This is a genomic window from Streptomyces sp. NPDC031225 (genome assembly GCF_055570355.1).
Genome location: NZ_JBVIHJ010000032.1, coordinates 79,653 through 99,485, shown reverse-complemented (window position 1 = coordinate 99,485; position 19,833 = coordinate 79,653). Strand labels below are relative to the sequence as shown.

The 19,833-nt window shown below is 69.4% G+C and carries 14 protein-coding genes; 8 read left to right on the top strand and 6 right to left on the bottom strand.

What is annotated here, in order from left to right; genetic code table 11:
- The first annotated feature begins 81 nt into the window (after positions 1 to 81).
- Positions 82 to 1,914 carry a phosphomethylpyrimidine synthase ThiC gene (gene thiC, locus ACZ48Z_RS39380; RefSeq protein WP_468740717.1) on the top strand — a complete coding sequence of 611 codons (1,833 nt, stop codon included), beginning with the start codon at positions 82 to 84 and terminating at the stop codon, positions 1,912 to 1,914.
- Positions 1,915 to 2,011: 97 nt separating this feature from the next.
- Positions 2,012 to 3,013, top strand: a complete 1,002-nt coding sequence (locus ACZ48Z_RS39375; protein WP_468740743.1) for a WD40 repeat domain-containing protein — start codon at positions 2,012 to 2,014, stop codon at positions 3,011 to 3,013.
- Between the two features lie 303 nt (positions 3,014 to 3,316).
- On the opposite strand, the gene ACZ48Z_RS39370 is transcribed toward ACZ48Z_RS39375, so the two are convergent.
- From ACZ48Z_RS39370 to ACZ48Z_RS39360, 3 genes are all read right to left on the bottom strand, one after another.
- On the bottom strand, positions 3,317 to 4,177 hold the full coding sequence (locus ACZ48Z_RS39370) for a hypothetical protein (RefSeq protein WP_468740716.1): 861 nt from the start codon (positions 4,175 to 4,177) through the stop codon (positions 3,317 to 3,319).
- A 194-nt stretch (positions 4,178 to 4,371) separates the two neighbouring features.
- Entirely contained in the window at positions 4,372 to 5,436 is a 1,065-nt protein-coding gene (locus ACZ48Z_RS39365) for a metallophosphoesterase (RefSeq protein WP_468740715.1), read from the bottom strand.
- Between the two features lie 201 nt (positions 5,437 to 5,637).
- Positions 5,638 to 6,750: a LacI family DNA-binding transcriptional regulator gene (locus tag ACZ48Z_RS39360; protein WP_468740714.1), complete on the bottom strand. Its 1,113-nt coding sequence runs from the start codon at positions 6,748 to 6,750 to the stop codon at positions 5,638 to 5,640.
- A gap of 397 nt (positions 6,751 to 7,147) precedes the next feature.
- Between ACZ48Z_RS39360 and hisC the strand changes: the two genes are divergently transcribed.
- From hisC to ACZ48Z_RS39330, 6 genes are all read left to right on the top strand, one after another.
- Entirely contained in the window at positions 7,148 to 8,227 is a 1,080-nt protein-coding gene (gene hisC / locus ACZ48Z_RS39355; protein WP_468740713.1) for a histidinol-phosphate transaminase, read from the top strand.
- 228 nt (positions 8,228 to 8,455) lie between these two features.
- Positions 8,456 to 9,964, top strand: a complete 1,509-nt coding sequence (locus ACZ48Z_RS39350) for a cytochrome ubiquinol oxidase subunit I (RefSeq protein ID WP_468740712.1) — start codon at positions 8,456 to 8,458, stop codon at positions 9,962 to 9,964.
- A gap of 31 nt (positions 9,965 to 9,995) precedes the next feature.
- Positions 9,996 to 11,000: a cytochrome d ubiquinol oxidase subunit II gene (gene cydB / locus ACZ48Z_RS39345; protein WP_468740711.1), complete on the top strand. Its 1,005-nt coding sequence runs from the start codon at positions 9,996 to 9,998 to the stop codon at positions 10,998 to 11,000.
- 59 nt (positions 11,001 to 11,059) lie between these two features.
- On the top strand, positions 11,060 to 14,548 hold the full coding sequence (gene cydD / locus ACZ48Z_RS39340; RefSeq protein WP_468740710.1) for a thiol reductant ABC exporter subunit CydD: 3,489 nt from the start codon (positions 11,060 to 11,062) through the stop codon (positions 14,546 to 14,548).
- A 66-nt stretch (positions 14,549 to 14,614) separates the two neighbouring features.
- Positions 14,615 to 16,273, top strand: coding sequence for a sensor histidine kinase (locus ACZ48Z_RS39335; protein WP_468740709.1), 1,659 nt, complete (start codon positions 14,615 to 14,617; stop codon positions 16,271 to 16,273).
- 91 nt (positions 16,274 to 16,364) lie between these two features.
- Entirely contained in the window at positions 16,365 to 17,432 is a 1,068-nt protein-coding gene (locus ACZ48Z_RS39330; RefSeq protein WP_468740708.1) for a M23 family metallopeptidase, read from the top strand.
- Between the two features lies 1 nt (position 17,433).
- Here the strand turns inward: ACZ48Z_RS39330 and ACZ48Z_RS39325 are convergent, their stop codons facing one another.
- The 3 genes from ACZ48Z_RS39325 to ACZ48Z_RS39315 form a co-directional block, all read right to left on the bottom strand.
- The gene (locus tag ACZ48Z_RS39325) at positions 17,434 to 18,303 is read right to left on the bottom strand and encodes an HAD hydrolase family protein (protein WP_468740707.1); all 870 of its coding nucleotides are present in this window, start codon (positions 18,301 to 18,303) and stop codon (positions 17,434 to 17,436) included.
- A 101-nt stretch (positions 18,304 to 18,404) separates the two neighbouring features.
- The gene (locus ACZ48Z_RS39320; RefSeq protein ID WP_468740706.1) at positions 18,405 to 19,307 is read right to left on the bottom strand and encodes an LLM class flavin-dependent oxidoreductase; all 903 of its coding nucleotides are present in this window, start codon (positions 19,305 to 19,307) and stop codon (positions 18,405 to 18,407) included.
- A 52-nt stretch (positions 19,308 to 19,359) separates the two neighbouring features.
- Positions 19,360 to 19,815, bottom strand: coding sequence for a hypothetical protein (locus ACZ48Z_RS39315; RefSeq protein ID WP_468740742.1), 456 nt, complete (start codon positions 19,813 to 19,815; stop codon positions 19,360 to 19,362).
- Positions 19,816 to 19,833 lie beyond the last annotated feature (18 nt).

Genomic DNA, 19,833 nt, shown 5'->3' with positions numbered 1-19,833 from the left:
CACGAAACGTCGGCGGACGGAAATCGCTGCGTCGACCGCCGAACCTGTTACCGGGTAATGCCGGCGTAGGGAGTAGGTCTCATGACCATCAAGGACGCACGCACGCCTGCCTCCAACCAGGACGAACAGTCCGTTCAGGGAGAAACCCCGACGGAACACCCCACGGAGGCCGGGAAGTCCATCGGCTGGCACAAGGCGTACATCGAGGGCTCGCGCCCCGATCTGCGGGTGCCGGTCCGTCAGGTGCACCTCACCAACGGGCAGTCGGTCACGCTGTACGACACCTCGGGTCCGTACACCGATCCGCTGACCGAGACGGATGTCCGCCGGGGCCTGATGCCCTTGCGGGAGAACTGGATCGTCGGCCGCGGGGACACCGAGGAGTACGCGGGCCGTCCCGTGCGCCCCGAGGACGACGGCATCAAGCACACCTCACCGCGGGGCGGACTGCGCAACCTCGACGCGGTGTTCCCGGGGAGGCCGCGTCAGCCGCGCCGCAGTCGTGACGGCAACGCGGTCACGCAGCTCGCCTATGCGCGTCGCGGTGAGATCACTCCGGAGATGGAGTACGTGGCCCTTCGGGAGAACGTCTCGCCCGAGGTGGTCCGTGAGGAGATCGCTGCGGGTCGCGCGGTGCTGCCGGCCAACGTCAACCACCCGGAGATCGAGCCGATGATCATCGGCAAGCGGTTCCTGGTGAAGGTCAACGCCAACATCGGCAACTCCGCGGTCACGTCCTCCATCGAGGAGGAGGTCGAGAAGATGACCTGGGCGACCCGCTGGGGCGCCGACACGGTCATGGATCTGTCCACCGGCCGCAACATCCACACCACACGCGAGTGGGTGCTGCGCAACTCCCCCGTTCCCATCGGCACGGTGCCGCTCTATCAGGCACTGGAGAAGGTAGAGGGCCGTGCCGAGGAGCTGACCTGGGAGATCTACAAGGACACGGTGATCGAACAGGCCGAGCAGGGCGTGGACTACATGACGGTCCACGCGGGCGTGCGCCTGGCGTACGTACCGTTGACGGCCAACCGCAAGACGGGCATCGTCTCGCGCGGTGGCTCGATCATGGCGGCCTGGTGTCTCGCACACCACAAGGAGTCGTTCCTGTACGAGAACTTCGAGGAACTGTGCGAGATCCTCGCCGCCTACGACGTCACGTACTCGCTGGGTGACGGCCTCAGGCCCGGCTCGATCGCGGACGCCAACGACGAGGCGCAGTTCGCGGAGTTGCGCACGCTGGGGGAACTCAACCGGATCGCGAAGCGTTTCAACGTACAGACCATGATCGAGGGCCCGGGACACGTCCCGATGCACAAGATCAAGGAGAACATCGACCTTCAGCAGGAGATCTGCGATGAAGCTCCGTTCTATACGCTCGGCCCGCTGACCACCGACGTCGCGCCCGCCTACGACCACATCACCTCCGGCATCGGTGCCGCGATGATCGCCTGGTGGGGCACGGCGATGCTCTGCTACGTCACGCCCAAGGAGCACCTGGGCCTGCCCAACCGGGACGACGTCAAGACCGGAGTCATCACCTACAAGATCGCCGCCCACGCGGCGGATCTGGCCAAGGGACACCCGGGCGCCCAGGAGTGGGACGACGCCCTCTCCGACGCCCGCTTCGAGTTCCGCTGGGAGGACCAGTTCAACCTCGCTCTGGACCCGGACACGGCCCGCGCGTTCCACGACGAGACCCTCCCGGCCGAGCCGGCGAAGACGGCTCACTTCTGCTCCATGTGCGGGCCGAAGTTCTGCTCGATGAAGATCAGTCACAGCATCACAGAGCGGTTCGGCGGTACGGCGGCTGCGGAGGCGACGCCTGAAGAGGTCGCTGAGGGGATGCTGCAGAAGTCGAAGGAGTTCGCGGCGAGCGGCAATCGCGTGTACCTGCCGCTGGCGGACTGACGTCCGTAGATTGGCGCTGTTCCGCAGGCTGGGCGCCTTCGGGGCAGCGCCATCGCGTTCGGGGATGAGATGAGGGGGTGGGGGAGTCTTGAACATTGTGAAGGTGACGGCCGAGGCCCAGTCGCTGGCGTGGAACGGCGATGATCTGGTCGATGCGGTGGGTGGCGGCCGCCGATGGGGTCCTGACGGTGTGGAGCGGCGTGCCTCGGTCGCCCATGCGTTTGCCTTCGACCGGAGCGTCGTCTCCCCGTCCGGCCGCTACTCCGTCCTCTATGCCGAGCGTGGTACCGAGGCACTGCTGTTCGACGGTGATCGGCTCGTCCGTGAGCTGAACCGCAGCTACTACCACGCTGATGACTTCGACTATCCGGTGGCGCTCGGGGCATTGCCGGACGGCCGCGACATTCTGGTCCACTGTCCGGAGCAGTACAACGTCCTCGAGATCGAGGATGCGGAGTCGGGAGAGCGGCTCACCAAGGGTGAACGTCAGCCGAAGGACGTCTTCCACTCGCGGCTGGCGGTGAGTCCGGGCGGAACACACTTGCTCTCGGCCGGCTGGCTGTGGCATCCGTACGGGGTCGTCGAAGTCTTCGACCTGGCCGGTGCGTTGACGGATCCCGCCGTGCTCGACGGCGGTGGCGTGCTGCCCTTGGAACCGGGCATCGACGCGGAGGTCGTCTCGGCCTGCTGGCTCGATGGTGACCGCCTGGCTGTGGCGACCGGGGAGGAGGTCCTCGACGACGAGGAGACGCCTGCCCTGGGGCCACGGCAGTTGGGTGTGTGGTCGCTCTCCGCAGGGCGGTGGGTCCATCGCAGCAGGGTTGATTTCAATATCGGCACTCTGATCGCGCGGGGTGACACGGTCGTTTCGCTGTACGGGAGTCCACGGCTGATCGATGTCACGACGGGTGCTGTGGTGGCGGAATGGCCCACCTTGGAGGTGCCCAGGAGAGATGGCAGCTACGGGGTCACGCACATTCCGACGCCCGTTGCCGCCCTGCACCCGGATGGCACCCGCCTGGCCATAGCCCAGCCGGAGAGCATCGCGATCATCACTCTTCCGGAAAGGGATGAATCGCATGTGCCCACTCAGGGCTGAAGCTGTCCGCGTAAGGAGTTCGCGGCATCGGGCAACCGGGTGTTTCTGCCGATCGCCGACCGAAGCAGCACGGGGCGAGGCCCTAGCACGGGGCGAGGCCCCGGCGAGCGGACCGTGAACGCTGTCCGGCTGTGGCGGTACGCCGCCGTTGCCGTCGGTCGGATTCCGGCATTGTGGCTGCAGCGCACGGCGGGGTGGCGAAGCCGTATGGCGCGGCACCCCGCAGCCGGGTCTTCGGCTTGCGCTCCCATTCGTGGGCGCGCAAGCCGAGGGGCCGTTCCGGCTGCGTGACGGCGGCTCGTGTCACTCCGGCTGGTGTTCCGGCCCCCCGAAGTCCGGGCTGCTGTAGTCCGGGCTGGTGAAACTCGGGCGGGCGCCCGAGGCTCCTTCGTCGGGGCTGGAGAAACCGGGGCGGTCGTAGCCGAGGTTGGGCATCCGGCTGGTCGGTGCGGGCGGTGCCGTGTGGTGCAGTGCGACGGTGCCCGGGTCGGCCAGCGCCTCCCTGAGGAAGGGGAGGATGCCGCGTTCCAGCAGTGCATCGTGCCAGGAGTCCCTGGCACGAGCCACTTCCTCGCTGAGCTCGCCGTACCCGGGGCCCGGTGAGGGCCGGTTGCGCAGGGCGGTGAGCAGCAGGCCGCAGGCGGCGACCAGGATCGCGGCCGCCGTCATGGCCCCGAACACCCAGCCGATGGTGATCATGGTGTGGGCGAATGCCGGCTCGGGGTTGATCATCTGGAGGATGTAGCCCACAAGGAGGAAGATCGCCGCGGCTGTTCCGGCGAGAACGGGCGTCAGGACCGCGGCGACGGCGACGGCGCCCGCACCGGTGGTCTCGGCGACCTCTCCCATGGCGGTGGCGAGCCCCATCGCACCCGTGCCCGACTCGGCGGGGCCGGGTTCGTGCACGGACGACAGGGTGGACGGCGCCGGACGGCGCTGTTCCTCGCGGACCTTCACGTAGTGCTGGTACTCGGTCGCTGCGGCCACCGTGATGAGTGCGGTGGCGTTCAGCGCCATGGTGCGCAGCTGCTCGGGATTCAGCCGCTGTCCGACAGCGGCCAGTTCGGGACGGTGAGGGGCGGAGCGCAGCGCCTCGTCGAGGATCCGCTCGTACTCCTGGCGGTCCTCGCTGAGCAGGTGCTGCGGAACGCTGTTCATGTGCATCCCCCGATGCTCCGTAGGGCTTGGGGCTCGCATGCCAACGAGCCGTCGGGCAGAAACGGAGGGGAGCCTGCTACGGATAAGCAGATGGTAGAGCCGCTACGGCACACGGTGACAGGGGGTTTCCAGAAATTGCCCTCTGGCCTGCGCTCTCGCCGGTCAGTCCGCCATAGGGGGACATCTGCCCCACGAACGGTTCAGATATCCAAGGGCAGTTGCTGGACCAGCAGTTTTCCGGCCATGGTCACCCCACCGTCCATCGCGATGGCCAGTCCGTCGGCGTAGACGTGCGGTCCTTCGACCACCGGACCGGAATCGTCCTCGTCGTCCTCGGAGCCCACGTCGCCGAGCAGATACGGGATCGGGCTGTGGCCGTGGACGATCCGGGCGCCGCCGTATGTGTCGAGCAGGGAACGCACATGCCCGGCCCCGCCCTCGTCGCGGAAGGAGAAGCGCTTGGTCAGCTTGCGGAACAGATCCCACACCTCGTCCGCGTCGTTGCGGGTGAGGGTCTCGCGGACCGTGTCGTTGACGGCCTCGATCGAGTCGCCGTAGTCCAGATAGGCGGTGGTGTCGGAGTGGACGAGCAGATGGCCGTCGACCTCCTCGACGGCGTCCAGCCGTGCCATCCACTGCAGGTGGTGGTCCTGGAGGCGGTCCATGTCGGTCTTCTGCCCGCCGTTGAGCAGCCAGGCCGCCTGGAAGGTGGCGGTGCCCGCGCCGGAGTTGACGGGGGTGTCGCCGAACCGCTTCGCGCCGAGCAGCAGCAGCTCGTGGTTGCCCATGAGGGCCTTGCAGTAGCCGCCGGCCGCGGCGGCCTCCGCGGACAGCCGCATCACGAGGTCGATGACGCCGATGCCGTCGGGCCCGCGGTCGGTGAAGTCGCCGAGGAACCACAGCCGGGCGGTGCCCGCGCACCAGTTGCCCTCCGCGTCGACGAGGCCCTTCTCGCCGAGCGCGGCCAACAGTTCGTCGAGGTAGCCGTGGACGTCGCCGACGACGAACAGCGGACCGGGACCGTCCACCGCGTCGGACGCGGGGTCGGCGGCCGGCTGGAGCTCGTCGTCCGGGTTGATGACGGGCAGGTCCTGCTCGGTGGGGGTGTACCCCTCCGGGTACGCCTCCTCGTGGGCCGGTGCCACGTCGCCGGGGTGCGTGCTGTGGCCGTAGGGACCGGTCTCGTTGACGTACGCGGGTACCCGGAAGTCGCGCAGCACTGGCGTGCGCTCCACTTCGGGTCCCTGACCGGCCCCCTGAGTCATCAGACCCCTCCACCATCGCGCCGCATGTGCACCGCTTCGGACTGCCTGGTCGCAGCGGCCCGCGGTGTCGTGGGCCCATCATAGGAATGCGGATCGCGCCGTGTGATGACCCAGGGGTGGTGAATCGGAGCGAGACTCCTGTTCATCGCGGCATTCGCCCCGATTGGGCCGGGCTTCGACCATCGCCCGGCCGTTCCTGGACTACTTCTCCTCGGGCGAGCGCGGCGGGCTGACCGTCGTGCGTGGGGCTCGCCGCTGGGACGAGGTGCGCACGATCAGCTCCGTCGGTATCACCTGCTCGACCGGTTGGTCCGATTCGACCCCCTCGATGGCGTCGATGAGGAGCTGGACCACGGCCGTGCCGATGCGGCGCGGCTTGAGGGAGAGCGTGGTGACGGGCGGCTCGGTGCTGGCGTACACGGTCGACTCGCTGCAGCAGACGATCAGCAGGTCCTCCGGAACGCGCAGGCCGTAGCGGCGGGCGGCGGCCAGCAGGTCGGTGCCGTTCGGGTCGAACAGGCCGTACACGGCGTCGGGGCGGTCGGGGCGCGCGAGCAGCCGGTCGGCGGCGACGGCGCCCGCGCACGGATCGTGTGCCGGATAGGCCTCGTAGACCGGATCCTGGCCCACCCGCTCGCACCAGCGCAGATACGCGGTGGTCGACAGATGGGTGTACGTGTCCGTCGTCGTCCCGGTCAGCAGGCCGATACGGCGGGCGCCGGCGTCGGCCAGGTGGTCGAGGATGCCGAGTACGGCGGCCTCGTGGTCGTTGTCGACCCAGGCGGTGACCGGGAGCGTGCCCGCCGGGCGGCCGTCGGAGACCACCGGTAGCCCCTGCCGGACCAGCTCGCTGACGACCGGGTCCTGGTCGGACGGGTCGATGACCACGGTGCCGTCCAGGGCGACGTTCGACCACACGTCGTGGCGCGAGGTCGCCGGGAGGATGACGAGGGCGTAGCCGCGGGCGAGCGCGGCGGAGGTGGCGGCCCGCGCCATCTCGGCGAAGTACGCGAACTCGGTGAAGGTGAAAGGTTCATCCCCGTACGTCGTCACGGTCAGGCCGATGAGTCCCGACTTGCCGGTACGGAGGGTTCTGGCCGCGGCGGAGGGCCGGTAGCCCAGCCGGTCGGCGACCTCCCTGACGTGGCGGCGGGTGGCGTCCGGGAGCCTGCCCTTGCCGTTCAGGGCATCGGAGACGGTCGTGATGGAGACTCCGGCGGCGGCGGCCACGTCTCTGATGCCCGCCCGACCCGGCCGGCTGCCTCGACGTGAGGTTTCCGCGCGGCTCACCTGGTGCTTCCCTGCTGCTGTCATGGCGAGCCGATAGTAGGGCTCATGCGGTGGGGTAGGGCGGACGCATATGCACGCGTTGACAGGCACGTTTCTGCAAGGTCATCTCACATCAACTACCTGCGAAACAAAGACAGTTAAACGATCCAATGGCACTACGTAACTTGTCGGCACGCATGGGCCTGCCAAGTCCCCGATGTTTCGAAGAGGTCTCAACTCACCTGCACGGGTGACGCGCGCCACGGCGCGAACCACCGGCGCATAGATATATGTGACCGCGCCCCCTGGTTCGTCTCACTTCGTACGGTGATGCCCGTGATGCCCATGGGGCCGATGAGGTTGGGTCTCACCTGTACGCAGCCGGGCCCAATCCTCATAAGGTGAGCAGTATTGGAAGCGGGTGGTCATGAGGAGGACTGCGGTGAGCGAGAAGAGCCCCAAGCTGCGCGCCGAGCTGGAGGGTGTCCCGACCTACAAGCCGGGCAAGCCCGCCGCGGCCGACGGTCCGGTGGCCTACAAGCTGTCCTCCAACGAGAACCCCTATCCGCCGTTGCCGGGCGTGCTGGAGACCGTGACCGCCGCGGCCTCCTCCTTCAACCGTTACCCGGACATGGCCTGCACAGGTCTGATGAACGAGCTGTCGGAGCGTTTCGGCGTCCCGCTCTCCCACCTGGCCACCGGGACCGGCTCGGTCGGTGTCGCCCAGCAGTTGATCCAGGCGACCTCCGGCCCGGGGGACGAGGTGATCTACGCCTGGCGGTCCTTCGAGGCGTACCCGATCATCACGCAGATCAGCGGCGCCACCTCGGTGCAGGTGCCGCTGACGGCGGGTGATGTGCACGACCTGGACGCCATGGCCGACGCCATCACGGACCGGACCCGGCTGATCTTCGTCTGCAACCCGAACAACCCGACGGGCACGGTCGTGAAGCGGCCCGAGCTGGAACGGTTCCTCGACCGGGTGCCGAGTGACGTGCTGGTGGTGCTCGACGAGGCGTACCGCGAGTTCATCCGGGACCCCGAGGTGCCGGACGGCGTGGAGCTGTACCGCACGCGGCCGAACGTGTGTGTGCTGCGCACCTTCTCCAAGGCGTACGGCCTCGCGGGGCTCAGGGTCGGTTTCGCGATCGCCCATGAGCCGGTGGCCGCGGCGCTGCGCAAGACGGCGGTGCCCTTCGGGGTCAGCCAGCTCGCTCAGGAGGCGGCGATCGCCTCGCTGCGGGCCGAGGACGCCCTGCTGGGCCGGGTCGGGACGCTGGTCTGTGAGCGCAACCGTGTGGTGGAAGGGCTGCGGGCCCAGGGCTGGACGGTGCCCGAGAGCCAGGCCAACTTCGTGTGGCTGCGGCTGGGGGAGCGCACGGCCGACTTCGCCGCGGTGTGCGAGCAGCACGGCGTGGTCGTACGGCCGTTCCCGGGCGAGGGCGTGCGGGTGACGGTCGGGGAGAACGAGGCGAACGACATCTTCCTGAAGGTGGCGGAGGGCTTCCGCAAGGAGGTGTGAGGCTGTCGCCAGCTGCGGGGCGTCTTGGTTTCACGTGGAACCGAGGCGCCCCGCAGCGTGGGCCGACCGGTCTCCGTCAGGTGTGACCTATCGGACCCGCTGAGAGACCCCCCACCTGCTCCACGCCGAACAGGCATGCGGCATACTGGCTTGTGAATGTGAACGCTTTCACAAGCGAACCTTTCATCCGCATATGTTCCACAAGCCTGTGAGGTAAGGAGCGGCGACGTGGACCTGGCTCTGGCGCCGGAGACCCTGGCGCGCTGGCAGTTCGGCATCACCACCGTCTACCACTTCCTGTTCGTCCCCCTGACGATCTCGCTGGCCGCCCTCACGGCCGGCCTTCAGACCGCATGGGTGCGTACGGAGAACGAGCGGTACCTCAGGGCCACCAAGTTCTGGGGCAAGCTCTTCCTGATCAACATCGCGATGGGTGTGGTCACCGGCATCGTGCAGGAGTTCCAGTTCGGCATGAACTGGTCCGACTACTCGCGCTTCGTCGGTGACGTCTTCGGCGCCCCGCTCGCCTTCGAGGCCCTGATCGCCTTCTTCTTCGAGTCCACCTTCATCGGCCTGTGGATCTTCGGCTGGGACAAGCTGCCCAAGAGGATCCACCTGGCCTGCATCTGGATGGTCTCGATCGGCACCATCCTGTCGGCCTACTTCATCCTCGCGGCCAACTCGTGGATGCAGCACCCGGTCGGCTACCGGATCAACGAGGCGAAGGGCCGGGCCGAGCTCACCGACTTCTGGCTGGTGCTGACCCAGAACACCGCTCTCGCCCAGGCCTTCCACACGCTGAGCGCGTGCTTCCTGACCGGAGGCGCGTTCATGGTCGGCGTCGCGGCCTTCCATCTGTTCCGCAAGAAGCACATCGCCGTGATGAAGACCTCGCTGCGGCTGGGCCTGATCACCGTGGTCATCGCCGGCATGTTGACCGCCATCAGCGGCGACACCCTCGGCAAGGTCATGTTCAAGCAGCAGCCGATGAAGATGGCAGCTGCCGAGGCGCTGTGGGACGGCCAGGACTCCGCCCCGTTCTCGATCTTCGCCTACGGCGACGTGGAGAAGGGCCACAACACCGTGGCCATCGAGATCCCTGGCCTGCTGTCCTTCCTCGCCGACGACACCTTCACCTCGTACATCCCCGGCATCAACGACGTGAACAAGGCCGAGCAGCAGAAGTACGGGCCGGGCGACTACCGTCCCAACATCCCCGTCACCTTCTGGGCGTTCCGCTGGATGATCGGCTTCGGCATGACGTCCTTCGCCATCGGCCTCGCCGGACTCTGGTTGACCCGCAAGAAGTTCATGCTGCCGCAGCACCTGCGGGTCGCCGAGGACGAGGTGCCGCATCTGGTCCTGTTCAGGAACAAGGCGCTCAGCCCGAAGCTCGGCAGGCTGTACTGGCTGGCGGCGATCTGGACCCTCGGCTTCCCGCTGATCGCCAACTCCTGGGGCTGGATCTTCACCGAGATGGGCCGTCAGCCGTGGGTCGTCTACGGCGTCCTGCAGACCCGGCACGCGGTCTCCCCCGGCGTCTCCCAGGCCGAGATCCTCATCTCGATGATCACCTTCACGAGCCTGTACGCCATCCTCGCCGTCGTCGAGGTCAAGCTGCTCGTGAAGTACATCAAGGCAGGCCCGCCCGAACTCACGGAAGCCGACCTCAACCCGCCCACGAAGATCGGCGGCGACGCCCGTGACGCCGACAAGCCGATGGCCTTCTCGTACTAGGCCTCGCTGCTAGGCAAAGGGAGCTCAAGTCATGGAACTTCACGACGTCTGGTTCGTGCTCATCGCCGTCCTGTGGACCGGCTACTTCTTCCTGGAGGGCTTCGACTTCGGGGTCGGTGTCCTCACCAAGCTGCTCGCCCGCAACCGGGTCGAGAAGCGCGTCCTGATCAACACCATCGGTCCCGTCTGGGACGGCAACGAGGTGTGGCTGCTGACGGCGGGCGGCGCGACCTTCGCGGCCTTCCCGGAGTGGTACGCCACGCTCTTCTCCGGGTTCTACCTGCCGCTGCTGGTCATTCTGGTCTGCCTGATCGTCCGCGGTGTCGCCTTCGAGTACCGGGCCAAGCGGCCCGAGGAGAACTGGCAGCGCAACTGGGAGACCGCGATCTTCTGGACCTCGCTCATCCCCGCGTTCCTGTGGGGCGTCGCTTTCGGCAACATCGCGCACGGAGTGAAGATCGACCGGAACTTCGAGTACGTCGGCACCCTGTGGGACCTGTTCAACCCGTACGCCCTTCTCGGCGGTCTGGTGACGCTGACGCTGTTCACCTTCCACGGCACGGTGTTCACGGCTCTCAAGACCGTGGGCGAGATCAGGGAGCGGGCGCGGAAGCTGGCCTCGGTGGTCGGTCTCGTCACGGCCGCTCTGGCACTGATCTTCCTGCTGTGGACCCAGGTCGACGGTGGGAACGGCAAGAGCCTGGTCGCCATGGTGGTTGCCGTGGCCGCGTTGGTCGCCGCTCTGGTGGCCAACCAGGCAGGGCGGGAGGGATGGTCGTTCGCGCTGTCCGGCATCACCATCGTGGCCGCCGTGGCGATGCTCTTCCTGACGCTCTTCCCGAACGTCATGCCCTCCTCGCTGAACGCGGACTGGAGTCTGACGGTCACCAACGCCTCGTCGAGCCCCTACACCCTGAAGATCATGACCTGGTGCGCGGGGATCGCCACACCCGTCGTGATGCTCTACCAGGGATGGACGTACTGGGTGTTCCGCAAGCGGATCGGCACGCACCACATCGCCGAACCCGCCCACTGAGCCCGATGTGGGGCATGTTTCACGTGAAACATGCCCCTTGAGAAAAGGGTGTGTTTCACGTGAAACCGATCGACCCGCGCCTGCTCCGATACGCCAGGGCCACTCGGCTCTTCCTGGTCGCCGTGGTCGGCCTGGGTGTTTTCGGTGCCTTGTTGGTCATCGCCCAGGCGATGCTCATCGCCGAGATCGTGGTCGGCGCGTTCCAGCACGGTCTGTCGGTCGGTGAACTCCGCACTCCCCTGCTGCTGTTGACGGCAGTGGCCATCGGTCGCGGGCTGGTCTCCTGGCTCACCGAACTGGCCGCCCATCGTGCGAGTGCCGCGGTGAAGTCGGAGCTTCGGGGGCGGCTGCTGGAGCGGGCAACGGCCCTGGGCCCCGGGTGGCTGAGCGGACAGCGGACCGGTTCCCTGGTCGCCCTCGCCACCAGGGGAGTCGACGCCCTCGACGACTACTTCGCCCGCTACCTGCCGCAGTTGGGGCTGGCGGCGGTCGTGCCGGTGGCGGTGTTGGCGCGGATCGTGACCGAGGACTGGGTCTCGGCAGCCATCATCGTCGGGACCCTGCCGCTCATCCCGGTCTTCATGATGCTGATCGGCTGGGCCACCCAGTCCCGCATGGACCAGCAGTGGCGGCTGCTCTCCCGGCTGTCGGGGCATTTCCTGGACGTCGTCGCGGGCCTTCCGACCCTGAAGGTGTTCGGCCGGGCCAAGGCGCAGGCCGAGTCGATCCGGCGCATCACCGGTGAGTACCGGCAGGCGACCATGCGGACGCTGCGGATTGCCTTCATCTCCTCCTTCGCACTGGAGTTGCTGTCGACGCTCTCCGTCGCGCTGGTCGCCGTCACGATCGGGATGCGGCTTGTCCACGGCGAGATGCATCTGTACGACGGCCTGGTGATCCTGATCCTGGCGCCCGAGGCGTATCTGCCCCTGCGTCAGGTGGGCGCGCAGTATCACGCGGCGGCGGAGGGGCTGGCTGCCGCAGAGGAGATCTTCGCGGTGCTGGAGACGCCGGTCCCGCCGTCGGGGACCGGCCCCGTGCCTGCGGGCGCACTCTCCTTCGAGCAGGTGACCGTCCGCTACCCGGGTCGCTCGGGGGACGCCGTCACGGACGTGTCCTTTCAGGTCGCGCCCGGTGAGACGGTCGCTCTGGTCGGTCCCAGCGGCGCGGGCAAGTCGACGCTGCTGAACGTCCTCCTGGGATTCGTCCGGCCCACCGAGGGGCGGGTACGCATCGGGGACACCGATCTCACCGAGGTCGACCTGGCGGAGTGGCGGTCGCGTATCGCATGGGTGCCGCAGCGACCGCAGCTGTTCGCCGGGACGATCGCCGAGAACGTGCGGCTGGCGGGTCCCGACGCGGACGAGACCGCCGTACGGCGGGCGTTGGCGGACGCGGGGGCGCTGGACTTCGTCGACGCACTCCCCCGGGGAGCTGACACCGTGCTCGGTGAGGACGGGGCCGGGCTGTCCGCCGGACAGCGGCAACGGCTCGCGCTGGCACGGGCGTTCCTCGCGGACCGTCCTGTACTGCTCCTCGACGAGCCGACGGCGGCGCTCGACGGCGCCACCGAGGCGGAGGTCGTGGCGGCGGTACGGCGGCTGGCGGCCGGGCGGACGGTGCTGCTGGTGGTGCATCGGCCCGCGCTGCTCGGGGTGGCGGACCGTGTGGTGCGGCTGGCGGAGCCGGTGACTCAGGCGCCGGCGGGGGCCACGGGCAGGGCATCCGCAACACAGGCGGTGGCGTCCGGTGCCGTCGCCTCGGCTGTACCCGGGGTGATCGAGGTGCCGTCGGACCGGCGCAGCCCTCTCGCCCGCGTGCGCGCCATGTCCGGTCCTCGGCGGGGCCGGCTCGCGCTCGCGCTGCTCCTCGGCAGTCTCGCCCTCGGCAGCGCCGTGGGGTTGATGGCGACCTCCGGGTGGTTGATCTCGCGGGCCTCGCAGCAGCCCCCCGTGCTGTATCTGATGGTGGCCGTGACGGCGACCAGGGCCTTCGGCATTGGGCGGGCGGTGTTCCGGTACGCGGAGCGGCTGGTGTCGCACGACGCCGTGCTGCGGATGCTCGCCGACACCCGGGTCGCCGTCTACCGACGGCTGGAACGGCTGGCGCCGTCCGGTCTGCGCACGGCCCGCCGGGGTGACCTGCTGTCGCGGCTCGTCTCCGATGTGGACGCGCTTCAGGACTACTGGCTGCGCTGGCTGTTGCCGGCCGGTGCCGCGGTCGTGGTGTCGGCGGCTTCCGTGGGCTTCACGGCCTGGCTGCTGCCCGAGGCCGGTGCCGCGCTCGCCGTGGGCCTGCTGGCGGCCGGAGTGGGTGTCCCGCTGATCACCGGTGCCGTGTCCCGGAGGGCCGAGCGCAGGCTCGCGCCCGCCCGCGGGGAACTGGCGGTCCGCGTGACCGATCTCCTCACCGGGACCGCCGAACTGACCGTCGCCGGTGCTCTGTCCGCCCGGACAGCGCAGACACGGCGAGCCGATGGCGTCCTCAAGCGGATCGCCTCCCGGGCCGCCACCGCCACCGCCCTCGGCGACGGACTCACCGCAGTGGTCTGCGGTCTGACCGTCACGGCCACCGCCCTCGTGGGCGTCCAGGCGGTCGCCGCCGGGCGACTGGGCGGGATCGCCATGGCCGTCGTCGTGCTCACTCCGCTGTCCGCCTTCGAGGCGGTCCTCGGGCTGCCGCTCGCCGTGCAGTACCGGCAGCGGGTGCGCAGGAGCGCCGAGCGCGTGTACGAGGTGCTGGACGCGCCCGAGCCCGTCCGGGAGCCGGAACACGGCCGCCAGGCGCCCGCCTCACCGTTCCCGGTCGTCCTCAAGGGACTTGCCGCCCGTCACGAGGGCCAGGACCGGGACGCGCTCGCCGGGCTCGACCTGACCCTTCACCAGGGCCGCAGGGTGGCCGTGGTCGGGGCGTCCGGCTCCGGCAAGACGACGCTCGCGCAGGTACTGCTGCGCTTCCTGGACGCGGAGACCGGCATCTACACCCTGGGTGGCGTTGACGCCTACGGGGTGCACAGCGACGACGTACGGCGGCTGGTGGGGCTGTGCGCGCAGGACGCGCACCTCTTCGACAGTTCGGTGCGCGAGAACCTGCTCCTGGCGAAGAAGGACGCGACCGAGGGCGAGTTGCGGGACGCCCTGCGGCGGGCCCGGCTGCTCGACTGGGCCGAGGGTCTGCCCGACGGGCTCGACACGCTGGTCGGCGAGCACGGGGCATGGCTGTCCGGCGGCCAGCGGCAGCGCCTCGCGCTGGCCCGGGCGCTGCTCGCCGACTTCCCGGTCCTCGTCCTGGACGAGCCCGCCGAACATCTCGACCTGCCCACCGCGGACGCGCTCACCGCCGATCTGCTGGCTGCCACGGAGGGCCGTACGACACTCCTCATCACCCACCGGCTGGCCGGACTCGAGTCGGTGGACGAGGTGGTCGTGCTCGATGCGGGACGAGTGGTGCAGCGGGGTTCCTACGCGGAGTTGGCGGCCGTGGAGGGGCCACTGCGGGAGATGGCCGCGCGGGAGGCGGCGTCGGATCTGCTGGTGGAAGCACGCTGAAGCCGGCCGGCTCAGGAGGACCAGTCCGGCTTTTCAGGTGAAATGCCCCTGACTACGCTCGGGGGTATGCCCACCCCTCAGGGACTGCCGACCGACCTGGCCGTACGGCTACCGCGACTCCTGGAGGCGATGCGGTCGGTCGGCGGCTGTCTTGAGCCGCACTCTGTGCTGCAGAGGATTTGCAGCACGGCGGCAGAACTGACCGGCGCCCGGTACGCGGCCATCGGTGTCGTCGACGAGGACGGCGGGGGGCTCATCGACTTCGTCTTCCACGGGACCGACGAGTCGACGGCCCTGCGGATCGGGCGACGGCCCGACGGGTGCAAAGGGCTGCTCGGGGCCCTCGTCGGCAACTCGGAGCCGATGCGGCTCGCGGATCTGACCGCGGACCCGCGTTCGTGCGGCCTGCCCGAACACCATCCGCCGATGCGCAGCTTCCTCGGTCTGCCCGTCCGGGTGCGGGGAGAGGTTTTCGGCACTCTGTATGTGACGGAGAAGCACGGGGGCGCGCCGTTCGACGACCTCGACCTCGACCTGGTCCGCGTGCTGGCCACGGAGGCGGGGATCGCCGTGGGCAACGCCCGTCTGTACGAGGCGGCACAGCAGCACGAGCGCTGGATCGACGGCTCGGTCGCCGTGACCACCGCCCTGCTCTCCGGTGGTGACGCCGACGACGCGCTCCAGGTCGTCGCCGAGCAGGCCCGCAGGCTGTCCAGGTCGACGGCGGGGATCGTGCTGCTGCCCAGTGACGACGGCGGGCTGGAGATCGTCGCGGTGGCCGCGGACCGGCCGTCGGACGCGCTCGGCACGGTGATTCCGCCGGACAGCGAGATCGTCGCCGAACTCCTCGACGGTCAAGCCGTGTTCGTGCAGGACGCGGCCACGGATCCACGCGTGACCAGCGACTTCACGCGCGTCTACGGGCCGATCATGATGGTGCCGCTCCAGAGCGAGGGCCGGTTGCTGGGCAGCCTCGTCACACCGCGCGCCCGCGGGGAGCGGCCGTTCACCGAGGCGGAGCGCACCCTCGCCGTCCAGTTCGCCTCGCAGGCGGCGCTCGCACTGATGATGGCCGAGACCCAGCGGGACCGGGAACGGCTCGCGGTGTACGAGGACCGCGACCGCATCGCCCGTGACCTGCACGACCTCGTCATCCAGCGGCTCTTCGCGACGGGGATGATGCTGGGCAGCGCGCAGCGCCGGTCGGCCGTGCCCGAGGTGCAGGACGGGGTGGGCAGGGCGGTCGACGAACTCGACACGACCATCCAGGAGATCCGCACCGCGGTCTTCGCGCTCCAGCAGAGTCCGGCCGAAGCCCCGGCTGGACTGCGCACCCGGGTGCTGCGGGAGATCAACATGGCCGCCGTGCCGCTCGGTTTCACGCCCTCGCACCGTTTCGTCGGCCCGGTCGACACGGTGGTCGGCGACCTGGTCGGCAAGAACCTCGTCGCGGCCCTGCGTGAGGCGCTCTCCAACACCTTCCGGCACGCCGGTGCCTCTCGGATCGATGTCGTCGTCGATGCGGACGCAGCCCTGCGGGACGGCCGTCCGGGCGTCCGGCTGACCGTCGCGGACGACGGTGTCGGCATTCCCGAGGGCGGTCGGCGCAGCGGCCTGCGCAACCTCGAACGACGGGCAGAGTCCCTCGGCGGCGACAGCGGCCATGGGCCGGGCATCGGTGAGAACGGCGGAGGGGCGACGGTGGTGTGGGAGGTACCGCGCTGAAGGGCCCGGTGTGACCCGTCCGCAGCAACGTGTCCCCCAGCCGTACGACGTGAACAGGACCGCGTCCGGAGTCCGGGACAGGATCACTGACATGCGATCACCTCGCCTGCGCCCGCTACTCGTTCCGGCCCTGCTGTGCCTGTTCGCGGTACTGCCGGCGGCCCGGCCCACGAACGCCGCCGACGAGGGTGCGGGCCGCCGGAAGGACGGTGATCCCGGGATCAGCGCGCAGGTGGAGCGGCTGTACCAGGACGCGGCCCTGGCGACCGAGCAGTACGAGGCGGGGCGTCAGGAGGCGCAGACGCAGCGGGCGCGGGCACTGCGGTTCGAGGGTCTTCTGAACCGGGAGCGGCGGGAGATCGCCGTCCTGCACGAGGATCTCGGCCGTATCGCCCGGGCCCAGTACCGCGACGGCGGCGGTCTGCCCCTCACCGCGCAGATCGTCTTCGCGGGCGACCCCGATGAGCTGATGCAAGGTCAGCACGTCTTCTCGCGGACGACGCTGGCCGTGAACAACGCGGTCGACAAGAGCCGTCGCGCCGAGTCACGGCTCGCAGCGGACGAGGCGAAGGCCGCGGCGACTTGGCGGACGCTGGAGAAGCGGAGAGCCGAACTCGCCGCGTTGAAGGGGGACATCGAGCACAGGCTGGAGGAGGCCCGTTGGCAGTTGCAGGGGCAGGCCGACGCCTCCGTCGCGGCAGGTTCATGCCGGGGCGCCGTACGACTGGACCAGCCCCAGCAGCCCTCGGTGGGCGCATGGGCCACACCGGTAGCGGCGTACGAACTGTCCGCGGGGTTCGGAAACGGTGGGTCGCGATGGGCGAACCGGCACACCGGGCAGGACTTCGCGGTGCCGATCGGGACGCCGGTGCGGGCGGTGGGCGCGGGCCGGGTGGTGAGGGTGTCCTGCGGAGGCGCCTTCGGCATCGAGATCGTGATCGAGCACCCCGGCGGCTACTACACGCAGTACGCCCATCTCGCCGCCGTCACCGTGGACCAGGGGGAGAGCGTCACTCCTGGTCAGTGGATCGGCCAGTCGGGCACGAGCGGCAACTCGACCGGCCCGCACCTGCATTTCGAGGTGCGGGTCACACCGGAGTCGGGCTCGGCGGTGGATCCGGTGCCGTGGCTGGCAGCGCGAGGGGTACCGGTCGGCTGATCTAGAACCGCTCCGCCAGCATCTGCTCGATCACGACCGCCACTCCGTCGTCGTTGTTGGCGACGGTCCGGCCCGAGGCAGCGGCGATCACGTCCGGATGCGCGTTGCCCATCGCGTACGACTGGCCCGCCCAGGTCAGCATCTCGACGTCGTTGGGCATGTCCCCGAACGCGACGACCTCCTCGTGCGAGATGCCGCGCTCGGCACAGCACAGGGCGAGCGTGCTGGCCTTGGAGACGCCGGGGCCGCTGATCTCCAGCAGGGCGCTGGGGCTGGACCGGGTGACGTTGGCACGGTCGCCGATGGCGAGGCGGGAGAGGGTGAGGAAGGCGTCCGGGTCGATCGAGGGGTGGTAGGCGAGGATCTTCAGCACAGGCTCGTCGGCACCGGGACCGTCCTCCGCCAGCAGCCGCTCGGCGGGGGCGAGGTTGTCCGGGATCTCCATGTGCAGCTTGGGATAGTCCGGCTCCTGGTAGAAGCCGTACGTCTGCTCCACCGCGTACACCGTGCCTGGTGCCGCCTCACGCAGCAGCCGTACGGCGTCCAGCGCGTTCTGACGGGCCAGCTCGCGCACCTTCACGAACCGGTGGGCGCCCGGACCGCCGTGCAGGTCGACCACTGCGGCGCCGTTGCCGCAGATCGCGAGGCCGTGGCCGTGGACGTGATCGCTGACTACGTCCATCCAGCGAGCCGGGCGGCCGGTGACGAAGAAGACCTCGATACCCGCCTTCTCGGCGGCGGCGAGGGCCGCGACGGTACGCGGGGACACCGACTTGTCGTCACGCAGCAGAGTGCCGTCCAGGTCGGTGGCGATCAGGCGCGGCGGTATGTCGGCGGTCGGGGTCTCGGGCTGTCGGGTCGCTGAGGTCACCCGCTCATTCTCCCGCATGTGCGCGCACGACCGTGCGGGTGGCCGCACAGGTGAGACCCGGATGACGCGTGACCGGCCACAACCGCCCCAGGGACGCGGTCTCAGCGCAGCTGCGTCGGCGCCTCCATGGCGATCTGCTCGAAGATCTTCTCGTCCGCGGCGAAGTCCGAGTCGGGGATCGGCCAGTGGATCACGATCTCGGTGAAGCCGAGCTCCCGGTGCCGTCCGGCGAAGTCGACGAAGGCGTCGAGGGACTCCAGCGGACGGCCGCGGTCCGGGGTGAAGCCGGTGAGCAGGATCTTGTCCAGCTCCTTCACGTCCCGGCCGAGCGCCGCGCAGGCGTCCGTGAGCTTGTCGACCTGGCCGCGGAGGGCCTGGACGGACTGCTGGGGCGTGCCGTTCTCGAACAGCTTGGGGTCGCCGGTGGTCACCCAGGCCTGCCCGTGGCGTGCGGCGAGCCGCAGGCCTCGCGGTCCGGTGGCGGCCACCGCGAAGGGCAGCCGGGGCCGCTGGACGCAGCCGGGGATGTTGCGGGCCTCGTGCGCCGAGTAGAAGTCCCCCTCATAGGACACCGAGTCCTCGCAGAGCAGGCGGTCGAGCAGCGGGACGAACTCGGCGAGCCGGTCGGCCCGCTCGCGCGGGCTCCACATGTCCTGACCGAGCACAGTGGCGTCGAACCCGGTGCCGCCCGCACCGATACCGAGGGTCACACGGCCGCCGGAGATGTCGTCGAGGGTGATCAGTTCCTTGGCGAGGGTCACCGGGTGCCGGAAGTTCGGCGAGGTCACCAGGGTGCCCAGGCGCAGCCGGTCGGTGACGCCCGCGGCGCCGGTCAGAGTGGGTACGGCGCCGAACCAGGGGCCGTCGCGGAAGGTCCGCCACGACAGATGGTCGTAGGTGTATCCGGTGTGGAAGCCGAGCTGCTCTGCGCGCTGCCACGCCTCACGGCCTCCCTCGTTCCAGCGGCGGTACGGGAGGATCACGGTGCTCAGGCGCAGACTCATGTGCCCGAGCGTATGCGCCGGGTGCTGTTTCACGTGAAACGGTGACTCACGGTCACGATGTGGGGCCGTTGAGCCATGGGCTGAGCCCGGCCAGGATGAACTCCTTGTGCACGCGGTCGCCGGGCAGCGGCACCATCAGGAAGCGGCCGGGCGGGAAGCGGCGGGCTTTCACCCAGGCGTGGCCCTCGTAGAGAGCGCGGAGGAAGGCGGGGACGTCGTCACGGGCGACGTCGGGGCACTCGACTCCGTCGACGGTGATCAGGGCGTCGTCGTCCGGGAAGAGCCGCACGTCCACCCGGGGTCGGCCGCCGAGTTCGACGTAGGCCTCGTGGGGCAGGGTGCCGTCCGGGTCGGTGGTGACGCCGACGCCCGCCGCGCTGCGGCGGGAGGTCCGGTCGGCGCCGACGTCGTGGGTCACCTCGATCGCGAGGCCGTACCGGGCGGCGAGGGCGCGGAGCGTGGTGACGGCTGCTTCGGTGGTGGGGAGGTGGTTCCCGCCGTGTTCCATGCCTGGGTCCATGGCGTC

What these genes read in the sequence shown, in the direction of transcription:
- cydB (WP_468740711.1), top strand. Translation starts at nt 9,996, where the DNA reads ATGGAACTTCACGACGTCTGGTTCGTGCTCATCGCCGTCCTGTGGACC.
- thiC (WP_468740717.1), top strand. Translation starts at nt 82, where the DNA reads ATGACCATCAAGGACGCACGCACGCCTGCCTCCAACCAGGACGAACAG.
- ACZ48Z_RS39370 (WP_468740716.1), bottom strand. Translation starts at nt 4,177, where the DNA reads ATGCACATGAACAGCGTTCCGCAGCACCTGCTCAGCGAGGACCGCCAG.
- ACZ48Z_RS39330 (WP_468740708.1), top strand. Translation starts at nt 16,365, where the DNA reads ATGCGATCACCTCGCCTGCGCCCGCTACTCGTTCCGGCCCTGCTGTGC.
- ACZ48Z_RS39315 (WP_468740742.1), bottom strand. Translation starts at nt 19,815, where the DNA reads ATGGAACACGGCGGGAACCACCTCCCCACCACCGAAGCAGCCGTCACC.
- ACZ48Z_RS39335 (WP_468740709.1), top strand. Translation starts at nt 14,615, where the DNA reads ATGCCCACCCCTCAGGGACTGCCGACCGACCTGGCCGTACGGCTACCG.
- ACZ48Z_RS39365 (WP_468740715.1), bottom strand. Translation starts at nt 5,436, where the DNA reads ATGACTCAGGGGGCCGGTCAGGGACCCGAAGTGGAGCGCACGCCAGTG.
- ACZ48Z_RS39360 (WP_468740714.1), bottom strand. Translation starts at nt 6,750, where the DNA reads ATGACAGCAGCAGGGAAGCACCAGGTGAGCCGCGCGGAAACCTCACGT.
- ACZ48Z_RS39320 (WP_468740706.1), bottom strand. Translation starts at nt 19,307, where the DNA reads ATGAGTCTGCGCCTGAGCACCGTGATCCTCCCGTACCGCCGCTGGAAC.